The following is a 15485-nucleotide window of genomic DNA, read 5'->3' as shown; positions in this document are numbered from 1 at the left end:
GACGTTGATATGGCTCAAGAAATGATGGAATTCACTAAATCTAACATCCTTTCTCAAGCTTCAACAGCGATGCTTGCACAAGCTAACCAAATGCCACAAGGCGTTCTACAACTATTGGGTTAAGCTTAATCTATTCATACAACTATCAACCAATAGGATCGAAGCTAGTCAATCTAGCTTCGGTTTTGTTGTACATACATGATGCAGAATTTCTAACATATTAAACGGTTGGAGGGATTGCTGTATCCAATTTGATAATAGGAGCTGGATTGATGGATCAGCGAATTAATACACAAAATACAATTCGAAATATTGATAGAGTTTTACAACATAGTAAAAGTACGATATCCTTATATGAGGATTCCTATGTAGAACCAATTCAACCAGTTAGAGAAATCAGAAGAGCAGATCAAACATCAGATCTACTGAAGCAGCCTCCAACTGAAAAGCAGGTCAATCAATGGGTTTTAGAAGCAAAAGAAGTCATACAGCGTGTAAACACTCAATTGACTTTTAGGAAACATGAAGGTACTGGAAGAATATTAGTAGAATTAATAGATGTAGAATCTCATGAAGTAATACGAGAAATCCCACCTGAGAAAATGCTTGATATCATAGCAGGTATCTGGGAATGGTCAGGTCTGATTATAGACAGAACGGAGTGATAAAATGAGTGCAATGAATATAATGGGTACTTACTCTGGCATTGATATGACAACAATAGACCAGTTGATCGAAGCTGAATCAGCCAGTGGAACAAGATATACCACGCAAAAAACAGAATACCAGACAGAACAGACTGCGTGGAAAGATGTAAACAGCCGTCTAGATAGTTTCTATAATAAACTTGAAACTCTAACCAAGGCAGAAACTTTTAATGCAAAAAATGTTTCTGTATCAAGTAAAGATTTTGTGTCAGTGACTGCCGAGGGTAGTGCAGCGGTAGGAGAATACAAGATTCATGTTGACCAGTTAGCAGCGGCTACTCGATTGACAGGAGGAAAAATTACTGCTGAATCTATTACAGATGAGTTAGGGTTCAATGGAAACTTGAACTTAAGTAATGGAGAAAGTGAAGAAGCTTTTGAGTTTAACATTACTTCTGACATGAGTTTAAAAGATATTAAAGATTTGATAAACGAAAAATCTGATGATTCGAAAATCAAAGCGAATATAGTCGATAATCGTTTGATCCTGGAGCGCACAGATACCGGAGAGAAAGCTTTAACAGTAGGTGGTTCATTGGTATCAAGTTTGAAATTGGATGAAAACACTACTGTAGAAGGAAAACAATCCATTTTTACAATTGATGGGATTGAAATAAAAAAAGATAGTAATACAATCAATGATGTTCTTGAAGGTGTTACCTTTAATTTGCAGAATGTCCATGAAGAAAATAAATCGGACACACTTAAGATTACTGATAATACTGAGGTAGCGGCAGATGCTTTACAAGCTGTTGTTGATCAATATAATTCAATAAATTCATTTATTGAAACTCAACTATCTGTAGGAGACCCCTCGGCAGAAGATAATAGTACTGGCGCTTTAGTTGGTGATAGTGCATTGACTAGACTTCAGACTAATTTAAGAAGTATGATGACAAGAAATATGGAAACTGCTTCTGAGACTGTAAATGGATTACAAGATCTTGGTGTAGAAGTTGATCGAGACGGCCTAGCTTCTTTTGATAGAGAAAAATTTATTGAAGCATTTGAGAAAAATCCTGAAGATGCAGCACTTTTCTTCCATAGTTCCACAAATGAAAAAGTTGAATCTGTTGATGAAAATGGAGATCCGAGTACTGAAACAGTTACTAAACTAACTGGATTTGCTAATGACGCACGTTCCTTGGTAAATGAGTATATTTCTAGTACAACTGGAATCATCAAAACTAAAACAGATACTTATGATCGTTTAATCAAAGATGTTAATCAACGTATAGAAACATTTAATGAACGTATAGAAACAAAACGCCAACAGTATATTACACAATTCACAGCCTTGGATACAGCTATGATGGAAGCAGAATCCCAATTAGAATTTTTAATGGGTCAATTAGGAGAAAGCTAGAACTTGAAAGGAAATGTATATGAGTCAGTCGTCTAGTCGCTTATTAAAAAAAAAGAAAGCTGTACTTTTAAACTTATTAGAACTATATGAAAATTATTCATATAATTTAGAATCAGCCCTTGCTATATTTAAAGAATCCGAAAAATTGATAAAAGAAATAGAGGAGCTTGACTCAAAGTTATCAGATTCTGATAAAGAACAATTTAAAAATAAGTTCGAAGAATCATGGCAAGTAATTATTCAAAAACATAAAGAAATGATGACATTGATAAATGTAGAGACTACTCTCCTCAAAAATCAGATGACTCAAATCAGTAAAAAGAATCAGGTTATTCATAGTTATATGGATAAAAATCAGTCAATGTTTTTAGACCGACAAGCGTAATAAGGAGATAAGGAGCAAACGATGGGATACGGAAATGCCGCTAATGTTTATAAGAAAAATCAAATACAAACTGCTTCACCTAAACAGTTAGTTGTTTTGTTATATGAAGGAGCTATTAAAAACATTCGTTTAGCTGAATTGGCACAGGAACAACAGGACATTCAAAAAGTTAATCAGCACTTGATTAAAGCTCAAGATATTGTTTCCGAATTGTCTAATTCATTGAATCATCAAGGGGGAGAAAACGCAATCGCCAGCGAACTAGATGCCCTATATGATTACCTGCTGAACGAACTGCTGCAGGCAAACCTCAAAAAAGATACAGAAAAGATGGTTTCAGCACGAAATATCCTAAATGAATTACTCGAAGCTTGGGCCAGCATTTAACTGCTGGTCTATTTTTTGTGCTATAAAAATAAATGTGAATACTCTAATGCATAAAAATTGATAAAAAATTTAATTAAGGAAAAAAAACAATCATTATAGATTGTTATTTTTTTATATATAGCTGATTCATTTCAACATAAGAATGTGATTATACATACTGTGGAAGCGATTTTTGGTGCATGTTCACAAAACTGTCATTTATTTGCTATTTGACAAAATAAAAGTTCGCAACCTACTTGACATTGAGACAAAATAAACTAGTTTAAATACCAAAGAGTGTACTTGGTGTCAGATTATTACTGATATTACAACCTATTTTGTATTTTTTAAATTTTGACCTTTTAAAAAACGTTCTATCTCGATTTCGAGTAATCTCAAAAAAGTTCACATTTGCAGATTCAGAAAAGTTAGGTAAAAAAAAATTTGATTGAATCTTCTTAAGGACTAATTTACACTAATAAGAGTAAGATCACACTAGAAAATCAATTTTTATACAATTTTTTATTAGTATATATATTGAGGAGGATTTTTGAATGGAATATAGCAATATTGATTTATTACATAGAGCATTAGATGCTTCTAACTTAAGGCAAGAGACGGTTTCTAGCAATATTGCAAATGTTAATACACCGGGATATAAAGCTAAACGTGTCGAATTTGAATCGTTACTTAAAGACGCTATGGAGGGAACTGGTTTACAACGAACTAACGAACGTCATTATGGTGTTAGCGGAGCAAGCGACGTAACTGCGACTGTTAAAGAGCAGGACGGGAATATGGTTGGCGATGATGGGAATAATGTTGCTATTGATACAGAGATGGCTGAACTGTCTGCAAATTCAATTTATTACCAGGCACTAATATCTCAGACGAGTGCTCAATATAGTATGCTTCGTTCAGTATTAAGATAACTTTAAAATAGAAAGCAGGAACTGGATATGTCTATTTTTGATGGAATGAGAATCAATGCAAGTGGTTTGACACTTGAACGTTTCAAATTAGATACAATATCAACTAATATCGCAAATGTGAATACGACTCGTGTTGAAAACGGTGATGGACCATACATAAAACAGCAAGTTGAATTTGAAGAGAGTCTAAGAACACAGACTTCGGGATTTACAGGTGATACAACTACAAGTAGTGCTGGTGTAAGAATCACTGGGGTAGAAGCTGATGAAGAAAATGTCAAAATGGTTTATGAACCTGAACACCCAGACGCTGATGAAAATGGTTATGTAGCTTATCCTAACGTTGATATGGCTGATGAAATGGTCGAAATGATGACTGCAATAAGAACATATGATGCGAATGTTACTGCAATTAATAACAATAAAGATATGCTGAAGCGAGCGCTGGAAATCGGTAAGTGATTTACTTTAAAAATTCTAAATCCATTTTGAAAGGAAATTAAATATGAATGAATTAAACGGTTTGAGCTCATTATATACCAATGCACTGAATCAAATGAATGGGACTGCTAGTGTAAATCAGAAGACTAGTGATTTACCAGAAGGAGCAGAAGGATTTTCTAATATATTTACAGATGCCTTACAAACCTTAGAATCCAAACAAGCAGATTCAACTCAAGCTGTCCAAGCGTTAGTTGATGGTAGTGCGGATGATTTACATACTGTTATGATGAAAACTACAGAAGCACAGCTTTCTCTAGAGGTTGCTGTTCAATTAAGAAATAGAGGCTTAGAAGCATATAACGAAATTAAGAATATGCAGTTCTAATTTTTGATTCAAAAGCAGCTAGAGGGAGAAATGGTTAATGGACAAGTTAAAAGAAATAGGGAATAACTTAAAGAATGGCTGGAAAAATCTAGCAGCTTCGAAAAAAAGAATATTGATAATAGTAGTATCTACAGCAGTTATCTTACTTGCAGTTTTAGCTTTTATCGCACAGAGAAATCATTTTACAGTATTGTTTTCAGACCTTGATGAAGCAGACGCTGGTGCGATAGTTGAAAATTTAGAAACTGAAGGAATTGAATATGAACTAGAAGACGACGGTAAAACCATTCTGATCGATGAAGCACAAGTAGATCAGTACCGTATTCAACTGGCAAGTAATGGATTAATGCCAGTCAATTCAACTGGATTTGAAATTTTTGACGAAACTAGCATGATGGCAACTGATGAAGATAGAGAAATAATGTACCAGAGAGCTGTTACTGGAGAGTTAGAACGTTCCATTTCGTCATTACAACAAGTTGAAACAGCAAAAGTTATGTTATCTATACCAGAAGATAGTATTTTTCAGAATCCTGATTATAAAAGTGAAGCGTCTGCTTCGATCGTTTTAGAGACTAGAGGATCAGGACAATTAACAACACAAAATATTCAAGGAATTGCTTCTCTTGTTTCTGGAGCAGTTGATAATCTTCCAATGGAAAATATTCAAATTGTTGATTCGAATGGTAACTTGTTGAGTGGATTTCTACAAGAAGGGGAAAGTGCTATTGGGGCTACGGATGTTTCTACCCAGCAGTTATCAGTTCAACAGACTTATGAGCAAGATTTAGAAAAAAGAATCAATGCGCTTCTTGCTCCTGTATATGGAGCAAATAATATTCGAGTTGTTGTCAATGCTTCAATGAACTTTGATGCAATTGAAGGAGAAACAGTTGAGTATACTGCGCCAATGACCGATGAAGAAGAGGAAGATCCCGAACGTGAAGGGTTAATCAGAAGTCAGACTGAAAATTATAATGGTGCAAGTGATATGATTCAAGGTCTGATTGAAGACGGAGAGTTACCTGTCGCTGAAGATGGAGATGAAGAATTAAGTACTTCATTGGATCGGACAATCAATTATGAATTAGATCAGAAAACAGAAAGATATGTTCGTGCCCCAGGAGTCCTTGAAGGGGTTAATGCATCCATTATTATCAATCAAAATGCAGAAACTGTTCCAGCTGAAGATCAGATTGTTCCAATCGTAAGACGTGCTATAGGATTAGATGATCCAGCAACAGAGATTGTCGGAGACGTTACTTTTGAACCAATGCCTTTCGCTGATGGGGAATATATAGAACCAATTGGAGAAGATCTAATGGCAGACTTCTTGTTGTTCTTCCGTAGATACTGGCCATTTATGATTGGTGGAATCGTCTTGCTCATCACAGCTATTGTGATCTTGATCGTAGTTCGTCGTGGCAAAAATGATGACTACGATGAATTCGAAACTGCTTTCGAAAATCAAAATCCTACTCCATTACAAAGAGAAGAATTGGCACCTATAGAGCCAGATCCGATTGACTTAAACATTGAACGTAAAAAACAAAAAAATAAAGTTGTGAGCGATAAAGAAGATACAGTGCGAGAAGAAGCGAAACAAAACCCTGAACTCGCTGCAGAATTAATGAAAATCTGGCTGAAAGAATAAGAGGGATAAAATGGCAGATATAAAAGAAGAAAGTAAATCATCCAAGTTAGATGGTATTAAAAAAGCAGCTATTTTTATGATTACTTTAGGGCCTGAAACGTCAGCTCAAATAATGAAGCAATTACCAGATTCTTATATTCAAAAAGTAAGCTATGAAATAGCTAATATTGATCATGTTAGTCAGCAAGATAGAGAAATGATTATTGATGAGTTTTTAGAAATGTCACAAGCTAGAGAGTACATTTTAGATGGCGGAATTGATTATGCTAAGACTCTTTTAAACAAAGCATTAGGTACACAGCGAGCGAAAGAAGTGATTGATATGCTAAATCAGATTCAATTACGCGAACGTCCATTTAATATCGCTAGAAAGGCTGACCCGCAACAATTAACGAACTTATTGCTTGGCGAACAATCTCAGACTGTAGCCTTGATTCTCTGCTATATGCAGCCTGATAAAGCTGCCCAGATACTAGTACAGTTTCCTCCGGAAAAACAAACTGATATCGCAGAGAGAATCGGTACAATCAGTAGTACTTCTCCAGCAGTGATTGAGCGTATAGAAAAAGTAATCGAAAGTAAGTTTTCTTCTTTCGTTGAAAACGAAACTGAGAGTGTTGGTGGTGTGAATACTCTGGTTGATATATTGAACCAAGTTGGTCGTACGACAGAAAAAGCAATTGTTGCAGAGTTAGAGCAGACACAACCAGCCTTGGCAGAAGAAGTCAAAGCCAGTCTGTTTACCTTTGAAGATATTGTTTCCCTTCAAAAAGCGGATGTACAAAAAGTCTTGCGAGAGGTCAATCAAGACGATCTTGTTCTGGCTCTCAAAGGTGTTTCAGACGAATTGCGTGACTTTATCTTTGATAATCTATCTTCAAGGGCAGTAGAAACACTCAAAGAAGATATGCAGTTCTTGGGACCTGCAAGATTATCAGCAGTAGAAGAGGCACAACAAAAGATCGTTACAGTTATTCGTCGTTTAGACGAACAGGGTGAAGTTTACATTATGAGGGGCGAACAAGATGCAATCGTCGAGTAGAATCATCAAATCAAGACATAAAGTTGATCAATCTAACGATACGTGGGTAATTGATACTGTGTTGAACGATACAGAAAATAATATTGATGAAGAATTAGATGAATCCGAAGAAGTCAAAGAAGCAGCGATCAAGCGGAGAAAGATTTTGAATGAAGCTCAATCTAAAAAAGAAGAGATGATTGAGCTTGCTAAAAATGAAGCTGAAGCAATTAAACAGCAAGCTTATCAGACAGGTATTCAGTCTGGAAAAGAAGCGGGTTATCAAGAAGGTTACACGCAAGGAATGCAAGAGGGATACGCTGAAGGGAAACAGGAAAGCGAAGTTCTAAAGCAGCAAGGAAGAGATCTGATTGCAGCTGCTCAGTTAGAAATTGAACAATATGTTCAAGAGAAGAAAGACGAGTTGCTTTCTCTTTCTTTACATATGGCAGAGAAGATTATCCATGATCAGTTAGATCATGCTGATGAAGGGATTTTAACTTTAGTTCACCCTATCTTGCACCAGTTAGACCGAGAAGAGGATTTCATTTCACTAACGGTACATCCGGATTCAAAAGAAGCTGTAAAAGAGCAGCTATCAAGTCTTAAAGAACAATATCCAGGCGTTCGGTTCTCCGTATTACAAGATGGTAATTTAGAACCGAATGGCTGCATAGTTGAAAGTGCACATAAGTTGATTGATCTTCAAGTTAAAGCACAATTAGAAGCGATTCTTAAAGAGATGAAAGAAACGGAGCGGAATGTTTAATGCTCAATATCCCTTTTGAACAATATCATGATGTAATAGAAAAAAGTGCCTATACCTTGAAACAAGGTAAAGTAAGTCAAGTTATTGGTTTGATAATCAAAGTAGACGGACTTGATGCTTTCGTAGGAGAAGTCTGTGAGATAAAAATAAAATCTACTAACAAAATTGTATTAAGTGAAGTCGTTGGGTTTGTTGATGAAACAGTCCTCTTGATGCCGCTAGATGAATTAGAAGGCATTGGACCGGGCTGTCTAGTTAGACCGACAAGAAAAACACTTAAAGTAGAAGTTTCTGATGATATGCTGGGAATGACTTTGGATGGATTAGGTAGGCCGTTAACAGAAAAACAACTTCTCAATGGAAAAATGTATCAAGTCAATCGTTCCTCTCCTGATCCTTTTAAACGAAAGAAAATCAGAAATATTTTAACTACTGGGGTTAAGGCTGTTGATGGATTGCTAACAGTTGGAGAAGGTCAGCGTATGGGGATTTTTGCTGGTTCTGGTGTAGGTAAATCCACTTTACTAGGCATGATGGCCCGTTATTCAGAAGCTGACGTAATTGTTATTGGCTTGATTGGCGAACGTGGTCGAGAAGTTCTGGAATTCATCGATAAAGACTTAGGTGAAGAGGGATATGCCAAGTCTGTTGTAGTTTGTGCAACCTCTGATATGCCTCCACTTGTTAGATTAAAAGGAGCATATGTAGCTACGGCTATTGCAGAATATTTTAGAGACCGGGGCAAGAAGGTTGTATTAATGATGGATTCAGTTACCCGTGTTGCAATGGCACAGCGTGAGATTGGACTGGCAACTGGTGAACCGCCAACAAGTAAAGGTTATACTCCTTCTGTATTTACTACACTGCCAAAATTACTGGAACGTAGTGGTACTTCGCAATTTGGATCAATTACTGCTTTTTATACTGTACTTGTTGAAGGTGATGATATGAATGAACCAATTGCCGATTCGGTTCGAGGCATCTTAGATGGACATATCATTTTATCCAGAAAAATCGCTTCGGAAAATCATTATCCGGCAATAGATATTCCTAATAGTTTAAGTCGATTAATGAAAGAACTCGTTTCCCCAGAGCAAGATGAATTAGCTGGTAAATTAAGAGAAAATTTAACGAGATATTCTGACTCCAAAGATTTAATAGATGTAGGAGCATATCAAAAAGGATCAAATCCTTTAGTAGATCAGGCAGTCAGACTTAATCGACCAATCAAAGAGTTTTTAAAACAGAAAACGACTGAAGAGTATAAATATGAGGAAACATTGGTAGAATTAAAATCTGTATTTTCTGCTCAGCCGCTAAGATAAGGAGAGTTAATATATGCAACCATATCATTTTTCAATGGAAAAAATTTTGGATTGGCGTGAGGATTTAGAAGAAATTGCACGTAAAGAAGTCAAAAATAGTGAGAATCGATTAATGAAGGAAAAGCAGAAATTAGAATCGCTTTTAAAAGAGAGTCGAAAACTGAAAAGTGATAATCTTTTTAAATCAAATATAGATTCTGTTAGACGTCATAGTTTATATAAAGAGATGTTGGATGAAAATATTATTCAACAGAAGCTTGTTATAAAAAATGTTGAAGCACAATTAAGTATAGTAAGAGAAAACTTGGCAAAAGCTAACAAAGATAAAAGGATTATGGAAAAGCTTGAAGAAAAAGAACGCTATGTACATAAAGAAGCAGAGAAAAAAGAAGAACAGAAACAGCTGGATGAAATTTCCACACTGCAGTTTGGAAGAAATTTCACCTTTAATCAGAAAGTTAAATAGAAAAGTTTTTGACATTGAAAGGAGGTGAGAAAATGAACAATCTGATACAAGTTCAACCCAGTAAAGCAACGATTTCGAAGACCGGAAATAAAGAAAAAAAATCAGATGAGAAGATGTTCGTTTCTTATTTAAAGAAACACTCTGATACAAAACAAGAAGCAACGAAAAACAAAAATAATAATAGTGAAGAAAAAAATATCAATAAACAAGAAAATGAATCAACAGAAAAAAATAAAAATCATATTGAGTTAAGTGCTTTAATTCCTCAACTAATCAAAATTTTACAAGAAACTCCTGACGCAGTCGCAAAGCTAGGGAAAAAAGATTTAAAACAAATTATTTCAGTAATCAGTAACTTTGATGAAACAGCAAAACTTACTCAAGAAGAAATCGAACATCTTAATAAGATAGTTGAGCAGTTGAAAAATACTGAAACAAACTCTAATGTAGTTAAATCTATACCAGAGACAAAATCATTTGAAATAAAGAATCAACTATCCAATTCAATAGTTCAAGAAAAAACAATCGAACAATCTGAAATTGCTCAACCTATAAATTCTTCCACATCAAAAATGCAGATGCAAGATTTGGAAACAGAGACTCTACAATTGATTAAACTTTTAAAAAATAGTGAAAATCTATCGCTACAAGATGATGTTGATCTAGTGGGTGATGCAAAGCAAAATAATGACCTTATCAACTACATAAAACAAATCAATTTGGTTGGTAAGCAAGAAAGTGAACCGCCAGTTTTTCAGACAATAGAGAATAGCCAAATAGAGAACGGTTTGATGAAGGAATCTCAGACTACACAACCTATAAATACTCTGGGAGTAGTAGAAGCAGATTCATTATCGGAACAACATTTGGTTAATAACATGGCTTCTGATGGAAAAAGCAAAGAGCATACTCACTCAGATTTAAGGGTAGAAATTGCTCAAACAGACGCTGCAGCGCAAAAAATGGGAACAAATGAGAATACATCAGTTGTCACCAAAGAAAATCCTACGGTTTTGAATAAAGAAGTAGCAGACCGATTGCAAAGTCTGGTAACGGAAAGGATACAAAATCCAGGAAAACCTGAAACGATTAAGTCAACCGTTCAACTAACTCCTGAAACACTTGGAAAAGTAACCATTGAATTAGAAATGATTGACAACAAGTTAGTTGGTAAATTAGTGGTTACATCTGAGGATGCAAAAAGATTGGTAGAACAGCAGTTGAAGAATTTTGGTGGAAACACGGCAGCTCAGTCAATAAAAATCGATAAACTTGAAGTACTTGTTACTCCAGCTCAAGAAGCTTTTGATGCAGCATTCAATTTTTCAGACCAGCAGCAAAGTGACCAGAAATTCCAACAAGCTATAAAAAATAAAAAGCTGTACTTATCTAAAAATGACAAAGAGATAGAAAATGAGACAGCAATCGATACGCATATTATCAAAGGAAGATTAAATGTAATAGCTTAATCAAAAATTTTGAAAGGAGTTTAGGAAATGGATATACCTTCTCAAATGACAATTGGTTCTTTAGAAAACGTAGTACCTGGAGAAGAAACAAAGCAGAATTCAGATTTGGATATGGAACAATTTTTATATATAATTTCGAATGCTATGAGCATGCCCTCACTAGATGGAAGTAGCGGCAGTGGCGGTGGAGAAACTGATTATATCGGTCAGATGGTGCAGTTTGGAATGCTGGATTCAATGCAGGAATTAACAGAAACTATGCAAACTACTATGTTAATGACACAACAACAACAAGCATTAGGTATGGTAGGTAAGCAAGTTTCACTAAAAACAGAGGAAGATCAGTTAGTAAATGGTGTTGTGGAAAAAGTTCGTTTTGATAGTGGCTACGCTACGATACAAGTAGATGGTAAATCATACTCACTCAATAATATAGTTGAAGTTGGGGAAACAAGTGATTGATAAACTTTCTAAATCTATAGAAACTTCACAACAATCTTTTAAAACTAAGCAGCCTTCCATTCAACTAGATCGCAAGTTTGGTTCATTTATCGAAGATGCATTAAAAAATGCCAACACAGAAGCTAAAGTTACCTTCTCTAATCATGCCCAGAAAAGATTAGATCAGCATGGTATTTCTTTAGATCAAACTGATTTGAATAATTTAGAAGAAGCTGTACAAACGCTAGCTGATAAAGGTTCTAAACAATCTTTGATTTTGTACGATGATTTAGCGCTGATTGCAAGTATTAAAAATCGAAAAGTAATCACAGCTTTGAAGTCAGACGAAATGAACGAAGTAACAAATATCGATAGTGCTATTCAAGTTAAAAGAGATGTATAAGCTGGACTGAAAAGAGGCTATTCTCTATTGACCGACTGATTTAGAGACATCTCAAACCACATAAAGGTAAATAATAGGAGGATTCAAAATGTTAAAATCATTATATTCTGGTATCACTGGCATGAAAGGTCAACAAACTAAAATGGATGTTATTTCTAACAACATTGCTAATGTGAACACAACAGCTTTTAAATCCCAATCAGTTTCTTTTCAAGATATGATTTCACAAACAAACGCAGTAGCCCAAGGGCCAAATAATAATGGACGAGGCGGTATCAACGCTCAACAGGTTGGACTGGGTTCACAAGTTGCAGCTACAAATATGCTGATGCAAGGTGGTTCATTGCAGTACTCAGGTAGAGGGTTAGATTTTGCTATTCAAAACGGGGATAATTCATTTTTCGTCGTTAGTGAAAATGGTACTGAAGAAAATGTCAACTATACTCGTGATGGCGGATTTACAATTGACTACGATGGAAACCTTACATCAGCGAATGGATATAAAGTTATGGGATATGTTCCTGCTGGAGGAATGACGCCTGAAGCAGGATACGATAGTGACGATTTACCGACTGCATTAACACCGATTCAAATCAATCAGACTATGAATGGACTTGAATTACAAGACTATAATATCGATAACTCTGGAACAATCATTGCTACATATAGTGATGGAAATACCTATGTTTTAGGTAGAGTAGCCTTGTCAAACTTTGCTAACCCTGATGGTTTAGAAAAAGCAGGTAGTAATTTGTATAACGCAACTACTAACTCAGGTGAGCCACAATTGGGAGGCCCTTCAGATGACGGATATGGAATTATTCGTTCTGGATTTACGGAAATGTCAAATGTTGATTTAGCAACTGAATTTACAGAGATGATCGTAGCGAGTAGAGCTTATCAAGCAAACTCTCGTAGTATAACAACATCAGATGAAATGCTGCAAGAATTGATCAACTTAAAACGTTAATCTAAAAATTAGTTGAATACTCAAGATCAAAAATAGAAAGAGGATATAAAATGATTCTTTTAAAATCTTTAGCTGGAAAAGAATTTTATCTTAATTGTGATCTGATCTATAAGGTAGAAAAAGAGTACGATACTTTGATTACACTGGTTGATCAAAAGACGATTTGGGTTCAAGAGACACCTGAAGAAATTAGAGATAAAGTTATCCAATTTAAAAATCAGGTTTATCGCAATCCATGGGAGGTAAAAGAATGAAACGAAGCTTTACACCTATCATTGGTATGATTGCAGGTATTGGATTGATCATATATGCTATGTCATCCAGTGGTCCGCTAGCAGGATTTTTTGATGTTCCATCTTTGATTATTACACTTTTAGGTTCTTTTTGCGCTTTGATGATTAGTTTTCCGATTGAAACGATGAAAAAAATTCCGAGTTTAGTAATGAAATTAATTATTGCACCAGATAACGATCGAGTAGCTTTAATAGATAAGATTATTGAAATCACAAAAAAATCTAGAGTTCAAGGAATCTTATCAATCGAAGGTGATATTAGTGAACTGCAGTATCCATTACTCAAATATGGGCTGGAAATGGTTGTTGATGGAACAGATGAGGATACCATTAAAGAACTTATGACTGTGCAGCTTGAACAAACTGAAAATAGACACTCTGTAGGGCAAGAAATCTTTAGTAAATGGGGAGAATATGCTCCGGCATTTGGGATGATTGGTACTTTAGTTGGATTAATTGCCATGCTTGGTGATCTTCAGGATCCTTCACTAATTGGTTCTGGAATGGCAACAGCCTTACTGACAACTTTGTACGGAAGTTTTCTGGCGAATATCATATTCATTCCTTTGGCTAAAAATCTTGAAATGCAGACTGATAATGAGTTGAAGACAAATGAGATGATTCTTGAAGGGGTACTTGCTCTTCAAAAAGGTGAAAATCCTCGAGTAATTGAACAGAAACTTCAAAGCTTCATTTCACAGAAAGACCTTAAAGCTGCTAAACAAGAAGACGAAACAGTAGCAGCAGTTTCAGAAAAATAAAGATGCAGCAAATGAGGGAATCCTATGGCAAAAAAACAGAAAAAACCTAAGTCAAGTGGAGCGCCTGCTTGGATGGCAACTTATTCTGATCTGATGTCTTTATTACTAACATTTTTTGTTCTATTGTTTTCAATGTCAGCAGTCAGTGAAGAACAATTCAGAGCAGTAGCTGAGTCACTTCGAGTTGCTCTGGCAGGAAGCAGTAATGATTCAATCCTGGAAGAAAATGGTAGTACCATCACTGATCTTAATACTGCTGATATGGAAGATATTGATCAAGCTGATCCAGAAGATTTAACGGTAGAAGATATTGAAAGTGCTGAAAATTCGAATGTGATTCCGCAAGAAGTACAGGAATTATATGAGACAGCAAATGAATATATGGCTGAGAATGGAATAGAATCTGATTTAACGATCACTCGTGATACCGAAGGCGTTTATATAGACATTCAAGAATCTATATTATTTACTTCAGGTAGCGCGGATATTACATCCTCTGGAGAAGAAACGTTAAGTAAATTATCAGGTTTATTTGATCTCTTCGATAATAAGATAGTGGTTGAAGGATATACGGACAATGTACCGATGAATACTTCTGAGTTTCCCTCAAACTGGGAACTTTCTACTGGTAGAGCAGTTTCAGTATTGCGCTATTTAAGTGAAGAAAGGGGAATTTCTCCAAGTAGATTATCTGCAAAAGGATATGGTGAACATTCTCCTTTAGTACCTAATGACTCTGATGCCAATAGAGCACTAAACAGAAGAGTAAATGTAATTATTATGTATGAAGATAGAGAGGAAGTAGAATATGGCGAATAATCCAACAGTAGCAGCCGATACTAAAAATAAGGGCAGTAAAAGCAAAGTTATTATTATTTCTCTAGCTGTTGTTATCCTATTGTTAGGAGGATTTGTCGGATATTCACTACTTAGTGATTCAAGTGAAATACCTTTCATCAGTAAACTTACAGAAGAACCTGAGCCAGTTGAAGTTCAAGTTCCACTAGAAGAATTTCTGATCAATGTATCAGATGAAAATGGTAATGATACAGCAATAGTGAAATTGGAAGTATCTGTCAGCAGTTATGAAGAAGGTGCTGAAGAGCTGATTAATCAAGAAATTGCTAAAGTGCGGGATGCAGTTATTCATGTTGTTTCAAACGAAAGTATCGACACATTGCTGAAACGAGAAAATGGTTCATTTATTATTAAAAATGATTTGAAAAATCGTATAAATGAGTCGTTTGGAGAAGACATTATTGATGAGGTCTATATCACTAATATTCTAACGCAGAATTAAACAGGATTTGACAATACAAGAATAGGAG

General features: G+C 35.3%; 21 protein-coding genes. All 21 read left to right on the top strand.

The genetic code is table 11. From position 1 onward, the window contains the following. A partial coding sequence (locus BM212_RS01205; protein ID WP_281244366.1) for a flagellin occupies window positions 1–123 on the top strand: 123 nt, incomplete at its 5' end. Window positions 124–272: 149 nt separating this feature from the next. Next, entirely contained in the window at window positions 273–665 is a 393-nt protein-coding gene (locus tag BM212_RS01200; protein ID WP_072695028.1) for a flagellar protein FlaG, read from the top strand. Between the two features lie 4 nt (window positions 666–669). Then, window positions 670–2073 carry a flagellar filament capping protein FliD gene (gene fliD / locus BM212_RS01195; RefSeq protein ID WP_072695027.1) on the top strand — a complete coding sequence of 468 codons (1404 nt, stop codon included), beginning with the start codon at window positions 670–672 and terminating at the stop codon, window positions 2071–2073. Window positions 2074–2092: 19 nt separating this feature from the next. Further along, window positions 2093–2458, top strand: coding sequence for a hypothetical protein (locus BM212_RS01190; protein WP_091895461.1), 366 nt, complete (start codon window positions 2093–2095; stop codon window positions 2456–2458). A 21-nt stretch (window positions 2459–2479) separates the two neighbouring features. After that, on the top strand, window positions 2480–2845 hold the full coding sequence (fliS, locus tag BM212_RS01185) for a flagellar export chaperone FliS (RefSeq protein ID WP_091895458.1): 366 nt from the start codon (window positions 2480–2482) through the stop codon (window positions 2843–2845). Between the two features lie 533 nt (window positions 2846–3378). Continuing rightward, on the top strand, window positions 3379–3756 hold the full coding sequence (flgB, locus tag BM212_RS01180) for a flagellar basal body rod protein FlgB (protein WP_091895455.1): 378 nt from the start codon (window positions 3379–3381) through the stop codon (window positions 3754–3756). A 27-nt stretch (window positions 3757–3783) separates the two neighbouring features. Continuing rightward, a complete protein-coding gene (gene flgC, locus BM212_RS01175) occupies window positions 3784–4218 on the top strand; it encodes a flagellar basal body rod protein FlgC (protein ID WP_072695023.1) in 435 nt (144 codons plus the stop codon). Between the two features lie 43 nt (window positions 4219–4261). Continuing rightward, window positions 4262–4585 carry a flagellar hook-basal body complex protein FliE gene (fliE, locus tag BM212_RS01170; RefSeq protein ID WP_091895452.1) on the top strand — a complete coding sequence of 108 codons (324 nt, stop codon included), beginning with the start codon at window positions 4262–4264 and terminating at the stop codon, window positions 4583–4585. A gap of 37 nt (window positions 4586–4622) precedes the next feature. Beyond that, window positions 4623–6239: a flagellar basal-body MS-ring/collar protein FliF gene (fliF, locus tag BM212_RS01165; protein ID WP_091895449.1), complete on the top strand. Its 1617-nt coding sequence runs from the start codon at window positions 4623–4625 to the stop codon at window positions 6237–6239. Between the two features lie 10 nt (window positions 6240–6249). Further along, complete coding sequence (fliG, locus tag BM212_RS01160) at window positions 6250–7281, top strand: flagellar motor switch protein FliG (protein WP_091895446.1); 1032 nt, start codon at window positions 6250–6252, stop codon at window positions 7279–7281. Then, window positions 7265–8029, top strand: a complete 765-nt coding sequence (locus BM212_RS01155) for a FliH/SctL family protein (RefSeq protein WP_091895443.1) — start codon at window positions 7265–7267, stop codon at window positions 8027–8029. The genes fliG and BM212_RS01155 overlap by 17 nt, the downstream gene beginning before the upstream one ends. After that, complete coding sequence (fliI, locus tag BM212_RS01150) at window positions 8029–9354, top strand: flagellar protein export ATPase FliI (RefSeq protein WP_091895440.1); 1326 nt, start codon at window positions 8029–8031, stop codon at window positions 9352–9354. The genes BM212_RS01155 and fliI overlap by 1 nt, the downstream gene beginning before the upstream one ends. 13 nt (window positions 9355–9367) lie before the next feature. Continuing rightward, a complete protein-coding gene (gene fliJ / locus BM212_RS01145) occupies window positions 9368–9820 on the top strand; it encodes a flagellar export protein FliJ (protein ID WP_072695017.1) in 453 nt (150 codons plus the stop codon). A gap of 32 nt (window positions 9821–9852) precedes the next feature. Then, window positions 9853–11289: a flagellar hook-length control protein FliK gene (locus BM212_RS01140; RefSeq protein WP_091895437.1), complete on the top strand. Its 1437-nt coding sequence runs from the start codon at window positions 9853–9855 to the stop codon at window positions 11287–11289. Between the two features lie 27 nt (window positions 11290–11316). Then, window positions 11317–11751: a hypothetical protein gene (locus BM212_RS01135; protein ID WP_091895434.1), complete on the top strand. Its 435-nt coding sequence runs from the start codon at window positions 11317–11319 to the stop codon at window positions 11749–11751. Continuing rightward, complete coding sequence (locus tag BM212_RS01130; protein ID WP_091895432.1) at window positions 11744–12133, top strand: TIGR02530 family flagellar biosynthesis protein; 390 nt, start codon at window positions 11744–11746, stop codon at window positions 12131–12133. The genes BM212_RS01135 and BM212_RS01130 overlap by 8 nt, the downstream gene beginning before the upstream one ends. An 88-nt stretch (window positions 12134–12221) precedes the next feature. Next, window positions 12222–13103, top strand: coding sequence for a flagellar hook-basal body complex protein (locus tag BM212_RS01125; RefSeq protein WP_091895430.1), 882 nt, complete (start codon window positions 12222–12224; stop codon window positions 13101–13103). A gap of 50 nt (window positions 13104–13153) precedes the next feature. Beyond that, a complete protein-coding gene (locus BM212_RS01120; RefSeq protein WP_091895427.1) occupies window positions 13154–13357 on the top strand; it encodes a flagellar FlbD family protein in 204 nt (67 codons plus the stop codon). Further along, complete coding sequence (locus BM212_RS01115) at window positions 13354–14157, top strand: motility protein A (protein WP_072695011.1); 804 nt, start codon at window positions 13354–13356, stop codon at window positions 14155–14157. Before BM212_RS01120 ends, BM212_RS01115 begins: the two co-directional genes overlap by 4 nt. A 24-nt stretch (window positions 14158–14181) precedes the next feature. Beyond that, window positions 14182–14976, top strand: coding sequence for a flagellar motor protein MotB (locus BM212_RS01110; RefSeq protein WP_091895424.1), 795 nt, complete (start codon window positions 14182–14184; stop codon window positions 14974–14976). Beyond that, window positions 14966–15457, top strand: coding sequence for a flagellar basal body-associated FliL family protein (locus BM212_RS01105; protein WP_072695009.1), 492 nt, complete (start codon window positions 14966–14968; stop codon window positions 15455–15457). Before BM212_RS01110 ends, BM212_RS01105 begins: the two co-directional genes overlap by 11 nt. Window positions 15458–15485: the final 28 nt, after the last annotated feature.

It is taken from the genome of Marinilactibacillus piezotolerans (assembly GCF_900114235.1).
Classification (GTDB): Bacteria; Bacillota; Bacilli; order Lactobacillales; family Carnobacteriaceae_A; genus Marinilactibacillus; species Marinilactibacillus piezotolerans.
Note: the sequence above shows the minus strand (reverse complement) of the source record. Positions and strands in the feature narration are given on the sequence as shown.

Bases quoted from the DNA above. Each gene is read 5' to 3' on its own strand.
- BM212_RS01125 (WP_091895430.1), top strand. From the start codon at position 12,222: ATGTTAAAATCATTATATTCTGGTATCACTGGCATGAAAGGTCAACAA.
- fliD (WP_072695027.1), top strand. From the start codon at position 670: ATGAGTGCAATGAATATAATGGGTACTTACTCTGGCATTGATATGACA.
- flgB (WP_091895455.1), top strand. From the start codon at position 3,379: ATGGAATATAGCAATATTGATTTATTACATAGAGCATTAGATGCTTCT.
- fliF (WP_091895449.1), top strand. From the start codon at position 4,623: ATGGACAAGTTAAAAGAAATAGGGAATAACTTAAAGAATGGCTGGAAA.
- BM212_RS01110 (WP_091895424.1), top strand. From the start codon at position 14,182: ATGGCAAAAAAACAGAAAAAACCTAAGTCAAGTGGAGCGCCTGCTTGG.
- BM212_RS01155 (WP_091895443.1), top strand. From the start codon at position 7,265: ATGCAATCGTCGAGTAGAATCATCAAATCAAGACATAAAGTTGATCAA.
- fliG (WP_091895446.1), top strand. From the start codon at position 6,250: ATGGCAGATATAAAAGAAGAAAGTAAATCATCCAAGTTAGATGGTATT.
- BM212_RS01135 (WP_091895434.1), top strand. From the start codon at position 11,317: ATGGATATACCTTCTCAAATGACAATTGGTTCTTTAGAAAACGTAGTA.
- BM212_RS01190 (WP_091895461.1), top strand. From the start codon at position 2,093: ATGAGTCAGTCGTCTAGTCGCTTATTAAAAAAAAAGAAAGCTGTACTT.
- fliJ (WP_072695017.1), top strand. From the start codon at position 9,368: ATGCAACCATATCATTTTTCAATGGAAAAAATTTTGGATTGGCGTGAG.
- BM212_RS01140 (WP_091895437.1), top strand. From the start codon at position 9,853: ATGAACAATCTGATACAAGTTCAACCCAGTAAAGCAACGATTTCGAAG.
- BM212_RS01105 (WP_072695009.1), top strand. From the start codon at position 14,966: ATGGCGAATAATCCAACAGTAGCAGCCGATACTAAAAATAAGGGCAGT.
- BM212_RS01120 (WP_091895427.1), top strand. From the start codon at position 13,154: ATGATTCTTTTAAAATCTTTAGCTGGAAAAGAATTTTATCTTAATTGT.
- fliI (WP_091895440.1), top strand. From the start codon at position 8,029: ATGCTCAATATCCCTTTTGAACAATATCATGATGTAATAGAAAAAAGT.
- fliE (WP_091895452.1), top strand. From the start codon at position 4,262: ATGAATGAATTAAACGGTTTGAGCTCATTATATACCAATGCACTGAAT.
- fliS (WP_091895458.1), top strand. From the start codon at position 2,480: ATGGGATACGGAAATGCCGCTAATGTTTATAAGAAAAATCAAATACAA.
- flgC (WP_072695023.1), top strand. From the start codon at position 3,784: ATGTCTATTTTTGATGGAATGAGAATCAATGCAAGTGGTTTGACACTT.
- BM212_RS01200 (WP_072695028.1), top strand. From the start codon at position 273: ATGGATCAGCGAATTAATACACAAAATACAATTCGAAATATTGATAGA.
- BM212_RS01115 (WP_072695011.1), top strand. From the start codon at position 13,354: ATGAAACGAAGCTTTACACCTATCATTGGTATGATTGCAGGTATTGGA.